Annotated in this window: 6 protein-coding genes; 2 read left to right on the plus strand and 4 right to left on the minus strand. The window is 66.0% G+C overall.

Annotated elements, in window-relative coordinates; genetic code table 11:
* Positions 1-8: 8 nt before the first annotated feature.
* The 4 genes from SLT36_RS01665 to SLT36_RS01680 form a co-directional block, all read right to left on the minus strand.
* Entirely contained in the window at positions 9-1139 is a 1131-nt protein-coding gene (locus SLT36_RS01665; RefSeq protein WP_432285529.1) for a glycoside hydrolase family 3 protein, read from the minus strand.
* Between the two features lie 151 nt (positions 1140-1290).
* The gene (locus SLT36_RS01670; protein ID WP_432285531.1) at positions 1291-2352 is read right to left on the minus strand and encodes a GNAT family N-acetyltransferase; all 1062 of its coding nucleotides are present in this window, start codon (positions 2350-2352) and stop codon (positions 1291-1293) included.
* 227 nt (positions 2353-2579) lie between these two features.
* On the minus strand, positions 2580-5663 hold the full coding sequence (locus SLT36_RS01675) for an efflux RND transporter permease subunit (protein WP_432285532.1): 3084 nt from the start codon (positions 5661-5663) through the stop codon (positions 2580-2582).
* Complete coding sequence (locus tag SLT36_RS01680) at positions 5660-6826, minus strand: efflux RND transporter periplasmic adaptor subunit (protein WP_432285534.1); 1167 nt, start codon at positions 6824-6826, stop codon at positions 5660-5662. Before SLT36_RS01680 ends, SLT36_RS01675 begins: the two co-directional genes overlap by 4 nt.
* 364 nt (positions 6827-7190) lie before the next feature.
* Between SLT36_RS01680 and SLT36_RS01685 the strand changes: the two genes are divergently transcribed.
* Together SLT36_RS01685 and SLT36_RS01690 are read left to right on the plus strand one after the other, a co-directional pair.
* Positions 7191-8033 (plus strand): hypothetical protein, encoded by an 843-nt coding sequence (locus SLT36_RS01685; protein ID WP_432285536.1) that lies wholly within the window; start codon positions 7191-7193, stop codon positions 8031-8033.
* Between the two features lie 300 nt (positions 8034-8333).
* On the plus strand, positions 8334-17993 hold the full coding sequence (locus SLT36_RS01690) for an autotransporter-associated beta strand repeat-containing protein (RefSeq protein ID WP_432285537.1): 9660 nt from the start codon (positions 8334-8336) through the stop codon (positions 17991-17993).
* Positions 17994-18083 lie beyond the last annotated feature (90 nt).

Below are 18083 nucleotides of genomic sequence, written 5' to 3' on the forward strand. Positions count from 1 at the left end.
GAAAAGATCTAGATCTTGGTGGCGCCGCCGTGGTTGGCCGGCAGCGAGCGGGCGCGCAGCGGGGCGACCGAGGCGTGCTGCTCGAAAGTCTCCTCACCGAGGCGCTCGACCTTGTGGCTGGGCAGGTCCTTTAGCAGGCCGGCAACGCGGGTGAACGACTGTTCGAGCGCGCGCTCCTTGATCTCGCCTGCCTTCAGGCCAGCCGCCATATAGTCGATCATGCGCGTGATGATCTCGGTGTCGGCCCAGTAGGCGCACATGCACAAAAGGTCGCAACCGGCATTGATGATGCGGATGGTCGTCTCGGGCTTGTCGAGCCGATCGGAGATCGCCTTCATGCCGAGATCGTCGCTGACGACGACGCCATTGTAGCCGAGTTCCTTGCGCAGGATGTCCTGCAGGATCACCTTCGACATCGTCGCCGGAACACCCGGGTCGATCTGCGAGATGACGATGTGTGCGGTCATGATCATGCGCGTCTGCGCATCGTTGAAATGACGGAACGCCTCGAGCTCGCGGCTGCGGAACGTTCTGGGGTCGACGTCGATGACCGGCAGCGAATAGTGCGAATCCACCGCCGTATCGCCATGGCCGGGGAAATGCTTGGGGCAACCGAGCACGCCTTCGGCCTGCATCGCATCTAGAAACGCCCTGGCAGCCGGCACCACATCGTCAGGCGTCGTGCCGAACGAGCGCTGGCCGATGACGGGATTGGCCGGGTTGGAATTGACGTCGACGACGGGCGCGAAATTGACGTTGAAGCCGAGCGAGCGCAATTCGACGCCCATCGCCTTGCCGACGTCGGCGGCCTGCTTCGGCCACTCACGCGCATAGGCAAAGGCGGTGATCGGCGCCGGCGGACGCAGCACGCCGCCACCCTCATGGTCGATCGAGACGATCACCTCGTCGCGTTCGATGTATTCGCGCACGTCCGACAGCAGCCTGGCGTGGTTGTCGAGCCAATCTTCATAAGGCGCGTCGGGCAGGAAGTTGGCGCGGAACAGCACGACGCCGGCAGGCCTGAGCAACGACAGCAGCCGCTTGTCCTTGTCGCCGAGCACATGGCCGGGCTGCAGGCCGATCAGAAACCGGTGTCCATAGGACGCAGGACCGCGCCCGAGATCGAATGAGAGATCCATTGCCGTGCCACACTCCACCGCTGTCCGCTGCCATCATGTGGCAGACCGATGCAAACAAGTCCTTAGAACATGAGCGAAGGATTCGGAATCGCTTTCGGATCCGCCGCCCCGCAAAAGATGCGAGGCGGCGTGCCGGGAACGTCAGTTTACGTTAGTCCCCGAACTTCCGTGACTGCCTGGCGACGATGTCAGGCAATTCGGGGTGGCCGCGCAGCGCGGTGAAGGTCCAGTAGCTCTCCAGCCATTCCGGCTGCCCCTCCCAGTCGCCGTCGACCAGCCGCCCGAGATGGACCAGGGCGCGATCGAGGTCACCGGCAAGTGCGAACGAACCCGCGGCATGGAAGGCGTACCAGGAGATGTCGTCGCTGGCCGCCGCGTAGTGACGAGCCCAGTCCAGGCACTCCTCGGCTGGCAGGTCGCCGACATTCTCGGCCGGAAAGGTCGAGCTGAACGCCACATAGGTTGTCGCCTCGACAAGGCCGTTTGTTTCGGCGATCCGCATCGAGGCAGCGTTCGAGGCATGACAATGCCAGCCAATCCGCCGGATGCCGCGATCGAGGCAACGGGCGACGGTCTGGCGGGTCACCAGCGCGCCGAACCCGCGTCCGCGATAGGCCTCCTCGGTGCCGACGCCGAGCTCGCAGCGGTCGCCCACCACGCTGTCGGCCATGCAATGGCTGACAACAGTGCCGTCATGGATGACGCAATGGCCGATGGCGTGCTGCAGGAAGAGGTCGGGCGAGGTCCAGCTTTCGAGGTGGTCGGTGACCGTCTCGATATCGATTGATACACCGCGGTCGAGCAGTGTCTGGTCGACGAGCGCGAGCTCGAAGCCGTCGGGCAACTGCCGTCCAACGTTCCCCATTCCGCCGATATGCCGAAAGGCCTTGCGGCGATGCAGCCGGGCATATGGATTGTCCCAGATGTCGGCCAGCACCTCACCCCATTCCACGCGGTCGGGGATCAGATTGGCGGTATGCGGGATCGTCCGTTTCAAGGCCGCATAGGACGGCTGGTGGTCGACGTCGCCGGCGAGATAGTAGCCGTCGCCACCTTCGCAAAGCAGCGCCACCCTGGGCCGGGTCGGATCGTCCACCCAGATATCGCCATCAAGCACGCCGGAGGCCACCGCCTCGATGCTGGCGTGTGTGGCAGTAAGACGATCAAGCAGAGGTTCGGCGACGGCAAACCGTGCCGGGTCGAGTTTGTACATAGGCATATGTCCTTGGTCGGCCACGCGCCTCAGCGCGGGCACAAAGATCGATGGTTTCAAAGGCGGCGGCCGGCTTGTCCCGGCCACCTGCCCGTTCTGTCGCGTAAAAGGTCGCTGTCATCTGTCTCTCCGTCGTTTTGAAATGAAACGTGACGGCTCGCCGCCGCCACGCTGGAAACTCTTGGGGCAAGAGACCGGCAGCCAGCCTCCCGCAAATCTCAGGCCTGTCAGCCCCTCGCCCGTTCGGCGATCAGCTCGCCTTCGGCCCGATCCGCCTCGGTCACCGACGTCAGCCGCTTGAGGCGGCGGGCGAACCAGGCATTGAGGTCGTCCATCGAGGTGAACATGACCGGTACGACGACGAGGCTGAGCAGCGTCGAGGTGATCAGGCCGCCGATCACCGCGACCGCCATCGGCGCACGGAAGCTGGCGTCTGCACCGATGCCGGCCGCCGCCGGCACCATGCCGGCGACCATGGCGATCGTCGTCATGATGATCGGCCGGGCACGGGTCATGCCCGCCTGCATCAGCGCCTCTCGGCGCTCCATGCCCTGGGCTCGACAGTCGATGGCGTAGTCGACGAGCAGGATCGAGTTCTTGCAGACGATTCCCATCAGCATCAGGATGCCGATCGTCGACGACAGGTCTAGCGCCGCGCCATAGAGCAGCAAAGCCAGCGCCGCGCCGCCCAGCGACAGAGGCAAGGCGACCAGGATGGTGACAGGCTGCAGGAAGTTCCTGAACAGCAGCACCAGCACGGCCATCACCATCAAAATGCCCGCCACCAGCGCCAGCGCGAAGCCGCGGAACATCTCGCCCATTTCTTCCGAGGCGCCGTACTTCACGTGCTGGACACTGGCGGGAAGGTTCTTGAGCAGCGGCAGCGCCTCGACGGCCGCCATCGCGTCGCCGATCGTCACCCCGTTCAGATTGGCCTCGACGGCCACCATGCGCTTGCGGTCGAGCCGTTCGACCTTGCCTTCCTCGGCGCTGAAGTCGATGTCGGCCACCGAGGTCAGCGGCACCACGGCGCCACTATCGGTGCCGACCCTGAGGTTGAGCAATGTCTCGAGGTCGCCTCGCGCCGACTTGTCGAGCAGCACGCGGATCGGCACCAGCCGGTCGCCGAGATTGAACTGCGCCGAGTTGGCGTCGGTTTCGCCAAGCGTGGCGATGCGCGCCACGGTGCCGAGCGAGACCACCGATACGCCGAGGCGTGCCGCCTCGTCCATTCGCGGCCTGACCAGAAGTTCCGGCGCTGCTGGGGGCTGGTTGGAGAGCACGTTGACCAGCTGCGGCAGCTTGCGCATCTCGTCCTCGAGCTGACGCGCGGCCAGGTTCAGCTCCTCCGGATTGTTGCCGGCGAGGAAGATGGACAGCTCCTTGCCGCCCGAGTCGCTGGCAAAGCTGAACTGGATGTCAGGCACGCCGGCCAGGATGGGCAACACGGAGAGCTCGAACTCCTTGCGGGAGAGCTGCCTTTCGCCGCGCGGCTTCAGCCTGATGATCAGCGACACCCTGTTGACGTCGCCGGTGATGGCCAGGACGCTCGCCACCTCCTGGCGCTGCAGCAACTGCTTGACGATGTGGTCGGAGACGCGCGTCGTCTCGTCGAGCCTGGTGCCCGGCGGCAGCGTGATGCTGGCGTCGGAGACATTGCTGTCCGTGCCGGGCACGAAGCCGGTCGAAAGCTGCGACAAAAGGACCACCGAGCCGGCAAAGAATGCGAAGACCAGCGCAAAGGTCGTCTTGCGATGATCGAGCGTCCAGCCGAGAAGCGCGAGATAGCGGCGCGACAGCCGCGACGGTTCGGCGGCGTGATGACCGGCCCCTTTCGGCTGCAGCAGATAGGCCGCCATCAACGGCGTCAGCAGGCGCGCGACGACCAGCGAGATCATCACAGCAACAGCGACGGTGATGCCGAACTGCCGGAAATACTGGCCGACGGCGCCGCCGATGAAGCTGACCGGCGCAAACACGGCAACGATGGTCAGGGTCGTGGCGACCACCGCAAGGCCGATCGCGTCGGCCGCCTCGATCGAGGCGAGGTAGGGCCGCTTGCCCATGTCGACATGGCGCTCGATATTCTCGATCTCGACGATGGCGTCGTCAACGAGGATGCCGATGACCAGCGTCAACGCCAGCAGGCTGACGCCGTTCAGCGTGTAGCCGAGCAGGTCCATGACGGCGAAGGTGGGCAGGATCGACAGCGGCATGGCAACTGCGGCGATCAGCGTGGCGCGCCAGTTGCGCAGGAACAGGAACACCACCAGCACGGTCAGACCGGCGCCCTCGAGCAGCGCGGTCACCGCGGCATTGTAGCTTTCCAGTGTGTATTCGACGTTGGAGATCACCTCGACGAAGGCGACGTCCGATGTCCGCGCAGTGATCTCGCCAAGCCGTTTGGTCACCGCGTCGGCAACGGCAGTGTCGCTGTAGCCCTTGGCGCGATAGACCGAGAAGCCGACGACGGCGTCGCCATTGTAACGGGCGAAGCCGCGCGCTTCGGTCGGTCCGTCGGTGATGGTAGCGATGTCGCTGAGCTGGACCCAGCGCTTGCTCGGCAGCGACACCGAGAGGTTGAGCAGTTGGTCGAACGAGGTGACGCTTCCGAGCGTGCGGATCGACTGCTCGCGGTCGCCGACCTCGCCGCGTCCGCCCGGCACGTTGACGTTGATGCCGCGCAGCGCCGTGTTGACCTGGTCAGCGGTGACGCCGAGTGCAAGCAGCCTGTCGGGGTCGAGCGAGACGGTGATCTCGCGGTTGACGCCGCCGAAACGCTCGACCTTCTGGACGCCCGGCACGGCAAGAAGCTCGCGGCTGACCATGTCCTCGACGAACCATGACGCATCGAGCGCCGACATGTTGGGCGACTGCATGGTGAAGTAGAGAATGGCGCCGCCCTCGACGTCGACGCGCGAGATGATCGGCTCCTGGATCGACTGCGGCAGGTCGGAGCGGATCTGGCCGACCGACTCGCGAACGTCGTTGGTCGCCCGGTCGGGATCGACGCCGATCTTGAACTCGACCGTCGTCGTCGACACGCCGTCCTTGATCGTAGAGCGGATGTTCTTGACGCCGGCGAGGCCGGAAATCGATCCCTCGACGCGGCGGGTGATCTGGCTCTCCATCTCGGCGGGCGCAGCGCTCGGCTGCGTCACCGCAACGGTGACGATCGGAAACGACAGGCTGGGGTTGGCATTGACCGGCAGACGCATGAAGGCAGCGATGCCGGCCAGCGTCGCCACCACGAACAGCACGATTGTGGGCACCGGCTTGCGGATCGCCCAGGCGGAAATGTTGCTGATCATGGCCTGATGCTTCCGGTCTTGGCGCCGATGTCGGTGGTAGCCACCTCATCACCGTCGCGCAGCGAGGCACCGGATTTGGCGACGACGACGTCGCCGTCCTTGAGGCCGGCCCGGATCTCCAGCCTGCCGTTGTTGCGCATGCCGGTCTGGACCGGCCTGAGGTCGACCTTTCCGTCCTCGACCACGAAGACTGATGTCTTGTCCTTGCCGCCATAGACCAGTGCCGAGTCGGCGATGACGATCGCCTTGCGCCTGTCCACGACGATGGCGGCGCGGGCGAAGGCGCCGGGGAACAAAGCGCTGTCCGTCTTGAAGGCAACGCGCGCCACGCCGAGGCGGGTTTCGCGGTCGATCTTCGGCGAGATCAGCCGGACTTTGCCCGGGATCTTGCCTTCGACGCCCGGCAGGGTGACCGAGGCGGACTGGCCAACGGCCAAGCGCGGCAGCTCGCGTTCCGGGATCTCCGCGGCCAGCTCGACCTCGCCGTCGCGGATCAGCCTGATCAGCGGTTCCCCGCCGGTCAGCGCGCCGGCATTGGCGTGGCGTTCGGACACGACGCCCGCAACGGGTGCCACCACGACATTGCGCTCGACCAGCCGGCGGGACTCGGTGAGTTGGGCCTCTGCCTGGTCGACCTCTGCCTGGGCGAGAGCGACACCCTCGCGCTCGACAGCCTCGGTCGAGGCACGGTCGGCGTAACCCTGGGCGGAAAGGGCCCCCGACTGCCTGAGCGGCATCGCGCGCTGCAGGGCCGCCAGCGCCTGAGCCGCCTTGGCCTGCTGCTGGGCCAGCGCCGCATTGGCTCGCGCAAGACGTCCCTCGCTTTCATGCAGCTGGTTTACGCGCATCGCCGTATCGAGCCTGACCAGGATCTGGCCGGCTTCTACCCGATCGCCGACCTCGACCTCAACGCTTGATATGCGCTGTTCCTGCAACGGCGCACCGACAGCGACTTCCTCTCGGGCCGCAAGCACGCCGGTGAAGGACAGCGTCCACTCGGTCATGTCGCTGGCAACGACGAAGGTCGACACCAGGCGCTTGGCTGTTTCGCCCTGCACGGCGGCATTGGCGGTCGTATCGGCCTCGGCGGGCAGGACCGCGCTTGCCAGCAGCGCCGCGGCAACCGCCGCGATCCGCACCCGGCGGTGAAGGTAGTGCGTCATTGGTTCAAACTTTCCACAGTCAGATGTCTCCGAAGAACGGCTTCCGCCGGCATCCTCCAAGCCAGCGTACCATTATTCGATTGATCAATCTAATATTTGGGCCAGGCCCGTATTCATGATCAACCAAATGACAGAACACCATTGCAGCAATCTGTCGTCCCTTCGACGGCCTGCCGTTTTTGCATCGACAGCTTGAAATTCCCGCGGCGCGACCAGTCGAAAGGTCATTTGCCGAGTTAGATTTGCACCAATACGAGCTAGCCAGATGACTTCATGGCGAGCATGCCGGACTACTTCGATGGGGCTGGACAGATCAGGGGCGATGCGTGGATATAACGAACAGTTCGAGGGCCGATTCTTGCCGATGACTGCGGACGAAATCGCCAGCCACCCCGCGCTGCAGGAGCTGATCCGGCGGCAGTCGCAGGCATTGCTGATCGCCTACGAGGCCAATCCCCGACAGTCCTCCATATTCGCCACCCAGCAACGCTGGCTGATGGGCCATATCGGCTTCGCCGTCTACTTCAATCGGGACGCCGGCGAGCCAGGGCTGCTGACGTCGCGCTTCCTCGACATGACGCAGGCTTACGCGGTGGCGAGCCGCAACACCGCCGACGCCTTCCTCAAGGAACTGCTCAACTACGGCTACATCGAATATTGCCGCGAGAGCGACGACCGCCGTGCACGACCGGTGCGTCCGTCGCAATCGACGTTCGATGCCATACACGGCTGGATCATGGTGCATCTGGCAACGCTCGACGGCCTCGACGGCGGCCAGCGCCTCGCCACCTACCTGGCGACTTCGGACGGCATGGCCCGCATCGAGCCGCTGATCTGCGAAGGGCTGTTGTCCTCGCGGGCCATCCGCGAGCCGGCCAACACGTTCTCGTTGTTCACCTGGCTCAACAATGGCGGCATCATCATGGAACGGCTGATCGTCGGGCTGGAAGACGCCAGCAGCGGTGCCGAACAGCTGTCGACAAGCATCACTTCCATTGCCAAAATAAGCCTGTGGCTGCAACTTTCGCGGTCGCATCTCGCCCGCAAGTTGCGTGAAGCGGAGGCCTTGGGCAGCATCGGCTGGCGCGGCAAACGCGGCAGTTCGGTGATGTGGGTATCCAGGGGGTTCCTTGGCGAAATCGCTGCGGCGCAGGCCGCCAAGCTCGCCGTCATCGACGCGGCGTATGAGGCCAGCCTCGCCCCCTAAAATCGGCTAAACGCCTGCAATAACGGCCGAAATTCCCCCCAATAATAGTCAGTCTCTAACAATTGACCCCTTTTTTCGGCGGGCATAGGGTCCCGTTCATCCGGCGCTTGGGGTTTCTGGGCGGGCGCCGGAGCTGAACTTAGCAGCTGATGTGAACTGCGCCGACAACACCTGTCGCGGCGCCGGCGGAGCCTTTGTGCGCCGCCGGTCGCCGGTTTGCGTCCGCGAGACGGGGAAGACCACGTGAACAGCATTCGCGGCCGAAATGAAGCAGCGCAGCATGCAGCCAGGGATCGCTCCGTGCCGTCCCGGCATAGCATCTACCGCGCCGCGCTCTTGACCTGCACCGCGCTCGTTGCGCCGCTGGTACTCGTCCCCGCAACGCCGGCATCGGCACAGACATTTGGCGTAGACGGCAGCAATGGCGGCAACGGCAGCGCATACATACCCGGACCGCCGTCGCAGATGGAGAGGGGCGGCACCGGTGGTGGTGGCGGCCTGTCCGGCAATGGCCAGCCCTCTGGCGGCAACGGTGAAGACGGTAGAACAAGCGGCCGTGGCGGCGGCGCCGGCGGAGCCGCAGACAGCGGCGGTGGCGGCGCCGGTTCCGTATTCATCGGCGCTGGCGGCGGTGGTGGTGGCGGTGGCGGCGGCGCAGGTCTGAAGACCAGCGGCGGTGGACCGATCACACTCACCCAGGATACCCGCGGCAGTCGCGGCGGCGATGGTGGCGGCGGCAGAGTATTCTCCGGTAACACGTCGCTTGCCGGCGGCGGTGGCGCTGGCGGTGGTGGCAGCGGCGTCATCATTGGCGGCAACAGCGGGACCACAACCCTGACCGTCGGAGCCGGGGTCTTTGTCTATGGCGGGCTCGGTGGCAACGGTGGCGAAGCCAGAGCCAATGGCGCAACGCTTCAGGCCAGCGACATGGGCGCCGGTGGCCAGGGTGGCCACGGCATCTCGGTCACCGACCCTAACGGGGCAACGATCATCGTCAATGGCGATGTCGGTGGCGTGAACGGCGGCGCAGGCGCAGGCTCGGGCGCCACCAAAGCAGCTGACGGCGCCAGCGGTGTCGGCATCCGTGGCCAGAACCTGAACATCACCATCGGCACCGCGGGCGCGATCAGGCGCACGCTCAGCGGGCAGGACGCGATCTACATCACCGGCGGCACCAACAGCATCAACAGCCTGGGTTCCGCCCCCAACCAGGGCACGGTGCAGGGCGCGATCCATCTCGGCGCCGGCGTCACGACGATCTCGGGCACCTATTCATACGGCACCAGGCCGACCTGGGTCCTGATCGACGGCGGCGCCGAGATGAAGGTGCAAGGGGCTAGTTCCGCCAACAACGCCAGATCCATCTACGACCTGAAGAACTACGGTCTCGTCACTGTCGACACCGGCAGGTCGCTCAGCCTGGACATGGGCACCAACTTCGCGACGATGAACGTCGCCTCGGGGGCAACGCTCGAAACGACAAATGGCGGCTTCGTCAACAACGGCACCGTCAATGTCGCCGACACCGGCACTGTCTCAGCTGCCGGCGGATGGACGAACGAAACCGGCTCGACACTGAACTTCAACGGGAGGGGCACCCTGTCGGGCGGCTGGGGCCAGGTCGTCAACCGCGGCACCGTCAACGTGAAGGCCGGCGACGTCAGCGCCAGCAACGTCACCTTCAGCAACAGCGGTAAGCTATCGCTGACGGGCGGCAATCTGACCGGCATCGGCGCGCTGACCAACGGCTCGGGCGGCACCATCGACATCAGCGCGGGACGCACGCTTTCGCTCGCCACCCTGACCTCGACCGGCGGCGATGCCACCGGCGCCGGTATCATCGAGGCGTCGACCGCTTTCAACCTCGAGGCCGGCTCCTACGCGACGAACCTCACCGGAACGGCAGCGCTCAACAAGACCGGCCCCGGCACGGTCACCCTGACCGGCACCAACGCCTACACCGGCGGCACCAACATCTCGGGCGGCACGCTGTCGGTGGCGTCAGACGCCAGCCTCGGCAACGGCACGCTGAGCTTCAGCGGCGGCACGCTGAATGCCACCGCGTCCTTCACCACAGGCCGCGACGCAACCCTTGGCGCCAGCGGCGGCGGGCTTTCGGCTGATGCCGGCATGACGCTGACCTACAACGGGCTGCTCAGCGGCGCCGGCGCTTTAAGCAAGTCGGGCGCCGGCACGGTGGTACTCGGCGCCGCCAACACCTATGCTGGCGGCACCGCAGTCAATGCCGGCACGCTCAGGCTCGGCACCGGCGGCGGCCTGCTGTTCGGCAAGGATCTTTCCGTCGCCGGCGGCGCGACCTTCGACCTGAACGGCAAGGCCCAGACCATCGGCAGGCTGACCGGCGGCGGCGCGGTCACGCTCGGCGAGGGCAGCCTGACGGTCGGCCAGGGCGACGTGTCCTCGACCTTCGCGGGTGCGACAGCGGGCACGGGCTCGCTGACCAAGGTCGGCAGCGGCATGCTCACGCTCACAGGGGCCAACACCCACAGCGGCGGCACCACGGTGAGCGGCGGACAAGTGCAGATCGGCGATGGCGGCACATCAGGCTCGCTCGACGGCAACGTCGCACTGGCCAGCGGCACGACGCTGTCGTTCAACCGCACGGGCACGCTGACCTTCGGCGGCGTCATCTCCGGTGGCGGCACCGTGACCATGCTGGGCGGTGGCACCACGTCCCTCACCGCCGACAACACCTATGCCAACGGCACCGAAATCTACGCAGGCACGCTCCAGCTCGGCAATGGCGGCACCAGCGGTTCCGTCCTCGGCACGATCAACAACTACAACGGCACGCTCGCCGTCAACCGTTCCGACACCTACACGCTTGCCAACAACATCAACGGCAATGGCGGCTTCAGCCAGAACGGCGCGGGCAAGACGATCCTGACCGGCGCGAACACGTTCTCAGGTGGCATCGCCGTGAATGCCGGCACACTCAGTGTGCGCAATCCTGGTTCGCTCGGCAGCGGTTCGAGCGCCATCGATGTCGCGGCCAATGCCACGCTCGAGATCGACGGAGACATGTCGATCGACACACGCGCGCTGAGGCTGAAGGGCAGCGGCGCCAACGGCAAGGGCGCCCTGCACACGGTCTCCGGCGAAAGCAGTGCCATGGCCCAGGCCAGCCTGAGCGGCAGCGCGCTGGTGCTGACGGAGGCGGACACCGGCTTCGAGTTCTTGGGCGGCGTGGACGGCGACGGCCACCGGCTGACCATCGACAGCCGCGGCCGAACCGGCATCACGGGCCTGAGCGGCGCCGGCACCGAACTTGTGAAGACCGGCTCCGGCAGGCTCGTTCTGAGCGGGCCGAGCACCTATACGGGCGGCACCTACATCGGCGGCGGCACCGTCGAGGTCGACGGTGCCGGAGGGCTGGGCACCGGCACAGTCACCTTCGGCGGTGCCGCAACCCTGCGCGGCACCAACGGTTGGCTCAATAATGCCTTCGATCTCGATGCTGCCGCCACGCTCGACACCGACACCTCCATGGTCCTCAACGGCGCGATCAGCGGCTCGGGCAGCCTGGTCAAGACCGGGTCGGGCGATCTGGTCCTCAACGGCGTCAACAGCTACTCCGGCGGAACCACCATATCGGCGGGCAGGCTTACCCTTGGCAATGGCGCCCCCGCCACGCTTGGCAGCGGCGCGGTCGTCAACAACGCGATGCTGGTCCTCAACCGGGACGGCGACTACACGCTCGGCAACAGCTTCTCCGGCACGGGCACCATGGAGAAGCAAGGCTACGGCACTTTGACGCTGAGCGGCGCCAACACCATGTCCGGCGACATCTCGCTTGTCGGCGGCACGTTGCAGATCGGCGATGGCACGTCGGGCGGCGGCATCGGCAGCAGCTCGGTCGAAGCCCTGAACGACAGCGCGCTCGCCTTCAACAGGTCGAACCAGGTGACCTTCGGCGGCATCCTGTCCGGCACGGGCGGACTCGCGCAGAAGGGCAGCGGCACCACGGTGCTGTCGGGCGAGAACAGCTATGCCGGCACGACGAAGATCACCGCCGGCACGCTGCAGGTCGGAGACGGCGCCACGTCAGGCAAGCTGGGCTCGGGCAGCGTCGAGAACGCCGGCACGCTGTCCTTCAACCGCTCCGACATCGTCACCATCGCCAATGGCATCTCGGGCGCCGGAACATTCGAGCAGGCCGGCACCGGCACCACCATCCTCACAGGTACCAGCAGCTACACCGGCGCGACCAAGGTCTCCGCCGGCAAGCTGGTCGTCAACGGCTCGATCGCGTCGTCCTCCAGCGTCACGGTCGATGCCGGCGCGACCATCGGCGGCAGCGGCACCATCGCGACCACCGTGGTCAACGGCACGCTGACGGCGGGCAACAGCCCGGGCACGCTGACCGTCGACGGCAACCTCACTCTCAACAGCGGCTCGACCAGCATCTTCGAGCTCGGCACATCAGGCGTCGTCGGCGGCCCGACCAACGACCTCGTCATCGTCAATGGCGACCTGACACTCGGCGGCACGCTGGAGACGCCAAACGCGGTAACCGGCTACTACCGGCTGTTCAACGTCTCCGGCAGCGTCACCGGATCGTTCCACACGCTGCCCACCGACGCCGTCATCAGCACCGCCGTCGCCAACCAGGTCAACCTGATGATCCGCAACAACGACCAGTTGCTGCAGTTCTGGGACGGCAGCGACCTCGCCGGCAACGGCACCGTCGACGGCGGCAGCGGCACCTGGAGCGCTGGCAATGGCAATTGGACCGGGGCGCCCGGCGCAGCCGACCTCAACGATGGCTGGCGCGGCGAGGTCGGCGTCTTCGCCGGTACGGCTGGTACCGTCACCGTCACCGGTTCGCTGGCCTTCCAGGGCCTGCAGTTCTCAACCACAGGCTATCAGCTCACCGGCGGCATCCTCGCCCTGTCCGGCAATCCCCACGGCAACGAAAAAGCGAGCTTCATCAACACCGACAACGGTGTGACGGCGACCATCGGCTCGATCATCGCCGACGGCGACATGACCGAACTCGACAAGCTCGGCCTCGGAACCCTGATCCTGACCGGCGACAACACCTACACCGGCAAGACCACCATTTCCGCGGGCACCCTGCAACTCGGCGATGGCGGCACGTCGGGCTCGGTTGCCGGCGATATCGTCAACAACGGCGTGCTTGCCTTCAACCGCTCCGACGACGCACTCGTCATCAGCGGCTACATCGGTGGCACCGGGCGCGTCGAGCAGAACGGCACCGGTACGACAACTCTGACCTCTGCCAACTATTACACCGGCGGCACCACGATCAACGCCGGCACGCTGCAGATCGGCAATGGCGGTTCGATCAAGGGCGACGTGCTCAACAACAGCAGGCTGGTCTTCAACAACACGGAAGCCAACGGCGAATTTGCAGGCGACATCACCGGCAGCGGCACGGTGACGCTGACCGGCAACAGCGTGGTCCTGATGAGCGGCGACATCAGTCACTCCGGCGGCACCACCATCGACAGCGGCAGCGTGCTCCAGATCGGCAAATCCGAGACGAGCGGCACGCTGTCGGGCAACGTCAGCAATTCCGGCACGCTTGCTTTCGACCGATCGGATGACAGTTCCTACGACGGCGACATGTCAGGCTCGGGCGACTTCAAGAAGTACGGCGAAGGCAAGCTTACCCTGTCGGGCGACAGCAGCGGTTTCGACGGCATCGTCTATTCGCTTGCCGGAACGTTGCGGCTCGAAAACAGCCTCGCAGCCGGCACCGGCTACATCATGATGTTCGGCGGCGCCCTCGACTACGGCGCTGGTATCGACCTCGCCAACATCATGACCCTGCAGCAGGAAAACACCGTGCTGTCGGTCGCGTCGGGCACGGCCACGCATTCGGGCTACATTCTCAGCGGTGGCGGTGAACCGCGCGCCGTGGAGAAGACCGGCGCAGGCACTCTTGTCGTCAAGACCATGCAGCACGGCGGCCCGACCACGGTCAGCGAAGGCACCCTCAGGGCGGGGAATGCGGGGGCATTCGACATCACCGGCGCGATGACCATCAAGGCCGATGCAACGCTCGACCTCGACGGCTACGACCAGCAGATCGGCTCGCTGGCAGGCGCTGGCTCGGTCACGCTCGGCGTGGCCAGGCCGCTCTGGGGCTCGCAGCAAGAGGTCACGCTGACGACAGGCGCAAACGACGCCTCGACCACTTTCTCCGGCGCGATTTCCGGGGCCGGCAACCTGTCGAAGATCGGCACCGGCGTCTTCACCCTCAGCGGCAGCAACAGCTATACAGGCAAGACCTGGCTTGATGGCGGCACGCTCAAGGCGGGTGCTGCCAATAGCTTTTCTTCAGCCAGCGCGGTCGAAGTCGCCAGTGGTACCGAGCTCGATCTCGACGGCTTCGACCAGGTCATCAGCTCTCTCGCAGGCGCGGGCACGGTTTCGCTTGGAGCCGGCACGCTGACCGCGGGCGGCAACAACGGCTCGACAGAATTTTCCGGCGTCATCACCGGCACTGGCGGCCTGACCAAGAAGGGCATGGGTAGCTTCACCCTGTCCGGCGCGAACACCTACACAGGCATAACCAAAATCGATGCCGGCACGCTGACCGCGGGCGCCGTCAACACGATCGCCTCGGGCAGCGCAGTCAGCGTCGGCTCGGGCGCCACCTTCGACCTCGACGGTCACAACCAGACCATCGCCTCGCTCGTCGGCGCCGGCAACGTCAAGCTTGGGGCAGGCACGCTGACATCGGGCAATGGCAACGACACCGAATTCTCAGGCGTCATGTCGGGCAGCGGCAGCTTCACCAAGCAGGGCAGCGGCAAGCAGACCATGTCGGGCGAAAGCACCTACACCGCCGCGACCGCGGTCAAGGCCGGCGAGCTTCAGGTCAACGGCAAGCTTGGCAATACCGCCGTCAGCGTCGACAGCGGCGCGACGCTGTCCGGCTCGGGCACGGTCTCGGGCAGCGTCACCGTCTCCGACGGCGGCCATATCGCGCCTGGCGCCGGCAAGGGCACGCTGACTGTCGGTTCGCTCAACCTGTCCAACGCAGCCAATCTAGACTTCGAGCTCGGCGCCCAGAGCGACCGCATCGACGTCAAGGGCGACCTCGTGCTGGACGGCAAGCTAAATGTCAGCGGCGGCAACGACTTCGGCGCCGGCGTCTACCGGCTGATCGACTATGGCGGCACGCTGACCGACAACGGCCTGGTCATCGGCACCGTACCCGGCGCATTCCAGACCAGCGACCTCACCATCCAGACGCAAGTGGCCAAGCAGATCAACCTGATCAACACCGGCGGCACCGCTCTCGCCTTCTGGGATGGCGGCGCCAGCGGCAACCTCAACAACGGTGCCATCGACGGCGGCGACGGCATCTGGAGTGCCGGAGCCGGCAACTGGACACGCCAGGACGGTGCCTTCAACGCACCGATGGCGCCCCAGCCGGGTTACGCCATCTTCCAGGGCACGGCCGGTACGCTGACCGTCGACTCGAGCCAGGGTGCCATTTCAGTCACCGGCATGCAGTTCGCGACCAGCGGCTACATCGTCAAGGGCGACGCGGTCGGCCTTCATGATGCCGCCACCACCATCCGCGTCGGCGACGGCACGACCTCCAGCGCCGGCACCGTTGCGACGATCGAATCCGAGCTCACTGGCGCCGGCGGACTGGTCAAGGACGACTATGGCACGCTCGTGCTCAGCGGCGCCAACAGCTACACCGGCGGTACCGTCATCAAGGGCGGCACGCTGTCGATCTCGTCCGACGGCAATCTAGGTGCTGCCTCGGGCAGGCTCACCTTCATCGGCGGCATCCTGACCAACACCGCCGGGATGACCACCGCGCGCGACATCGAGCTGCGCCTCGCCGGCGGAACGTTCGACACACAGGCCAACCTCACCGCATCCAGCGTCATTTCCGGCCAGGGCAAGCTGACCAAGACCGGCTCGGAAACATTGACGCTGACCGGTACCAACACCTATGCCGGCGGCACCAAAATCAGCGCCGGCACGCTGCAGATCGGCAATGGCGGGACAAGCGGCTCGATCATAGGCGACGTCGCCAATTCCGGCACACTGGCCTTCAACCGCTCCGACCTGCTGACCTTCGGCGGCGCGATCTCGGGCAGTGGCTCAGTCAAGCAGGCAGGCTCGGGCAAGACCGTGCTCACCGGAGCCAACAGCTACGCCGGCGGCACGACCATCTCCGCCGGCACGCTCTCAGGTTCGGCCACCAGCTTCGGCAGCGGCGCGATCCTCAACGACGCCGCCTTCATCATTGACCAGGCCACCGACGCCGGCTTCGCCAACGCCATCAACGGCACAGGCAGCTTCACCAAAGTGGGCGCAGGCGCTCTCACCCTCACCGGCACCAGCCTTCTCTCGGGTGACACCACGGTCAGCGCCGGCAAGCTCTCGGTGAATGGCTCGCTCGCCAAGTCGGCGGTGACGGTCGCTTCGGGCGCGACCCTCGGCGGCACCGGCATCATCGGCAAGCTGACCGCGCAGTCCGGCTCGATCGTCAACACCGGCAGCTCGATCGGCACGCTCAGCGTCGCCGGCGACGCCAGCTTCGCTGCCGGCTCGACCTTCCAGCTCGATGCCGACACGACGGGCAAGTCGGACAGGCTCTCGGTTGGCGGCAAGGCGACGCTTTCGGGCGGCACTGTCCAGGTGCTGGCCGGCAGCGGCAACTACGCACCGTCGACGCAGTACACCATCCTGACCGCAGCAACCGGCGTGCTCGGCCAGTTCGCTTCGGTCACCAGCAACCTCGCCTTCCTGACGCCGACGCTGACCTACACCAGCAACGCCGTCGGCCTGTCGCTCGACCGCAACGACATCAAGTTCACCGACATCGCCGCGACCCGCAACCAGTTCGCCGCCGCCGGGGCAGCCGACAAGCTGGGCAACAAGCACGCGATCTACAAGGCCATCGTCAATCTCGACAAGGACACCGCGCGCAAGGCCTTCGACGCACTGTCGGGCGAGGTCCACGCCTCGGTCGGCGGCATGCTCGTCGACGACAGCCGCTTCCTCGCAAGTGCCGCCAACGACCGTATCCGCGCTGCTTTCGGCGACATCGGCACGCAAGCCCTGCCCGTCATGGCCTATGGCCCCGACGGCCCCGAGATCGCCGAGGCGACGACCGAGCGTATGGCCTTCTGGGGTCAGGCCTATGGCTCGTGGGGCAGGACCGGCAGCGACGGCAACGCGGCAGCCTTCGGCCGGACCACCGGCGGCTTCATCGGCGGTCTCGATGCCGGCATCGGCGACAACCTTCGCATCGGTACCTTCGCCGGTTACAGCAATGGCAGCTTCGATGCCGACGACCGCGCGTCCTCGGGTGACAGCAGCGCCTACCATGCCGGTGTCTTCGCGGGCGGCCGGTGGCAGGCGTTCGGCCTGCGCGCCGGCGCCGCCTACAGCTGGACGGATATCGAGACCAGCCGCACCGTTCCCTTTGCCAACTTCAAGGACAGGCTGACCGCCAGCTATGACGCCGGCACCACCCAGGTTTTCGGCGAGGCGAGCTATCGCCTGCAGACGGGCGACGCGATCGTCGAGCCCTTCGCAGCGCTTGCCTATATCAATGTCAGGACCGACAGCTTCACCGAGAAGGGCGGCCAGGCAGCGCTGACGGCCAACGCCTCGACCACCGAGACGACGTTCACGACGCTCGGCGTCAGGGCCAGCACCGACATTGCCATCCGCGGCATGGACGCCACGCTGCGCGGGATGGCCGGCTGGCGCCACGCCTTCGGCGACGTCACCCCGCTGACCTCGGTCGCCTTCTCAGGCGGCGCCGCCTTCCAGATCGCCGGCGCGCCGGTCGCGAAGGACGTGGCGATCGTCGAGGCCGGCCTTGACCTCGCGCTCACCCCTGATGCCAAGCTCGGCGTCGCCTATACCGGCCAGTTCGGCTCCGGCGTCGTCGACCAGAGCTTCCGGGCCAATCTCGGTGTGAGTTTTTGATCAACGGCGCGGCGGCAGCGCCGCTTCCTATGATCTTCGCGTCATGCATTCATCCAGAAAATCACGGTAAGACTGGTGGCTCCAGCAGCT

The organism is Aminobacter sp. BA135 (assembly GCF_050859125.1).
Lineage (GTDB): Bacteria > Pseudomonadota > Alphaproteobacteria > Rhizobiales > Rhizobiaceae > Aminobacter > Aminobacter ciceronei.

Coding starts and splice junctions, on each gene's coding strand:
- SLT36_RS01685 (WP_432285536.1), top strand. CDS start 7,191: ATGACTGCGGACGAAATCGCCAGCCACCCCGCGCTGCAGGAGCTGATC.
- SLT36_RS01675 (WP_432285532.1), bottom strand. CDS start 5,663: ATGATCAGCAACATTTCCGCCTGGGCGATCCGCAAGCCGGTGCCCACA.
- SLT36_RS01665 (WP_432285529.1), bottom strand. CDS start 1,139: ATGGATCTCTCATTCGATCTCGGGCGCGGTCCTGCGTCCTATGGACAC.
- SLT36_RS01680 (WP_432285534.1), bottom strand. CDS start 6,826: ATGACGCACTACCTTCACCGCCGGGTGCGGATCGCGGCGGTTGCCGCG.
- SLT36_RS01670 (WP_432285531.1), bottom strand. CDS start 2,352: ATGTACAAACTCGACCCGGCACGGTTTGCCGTCGCCGAACCTCTGCTT.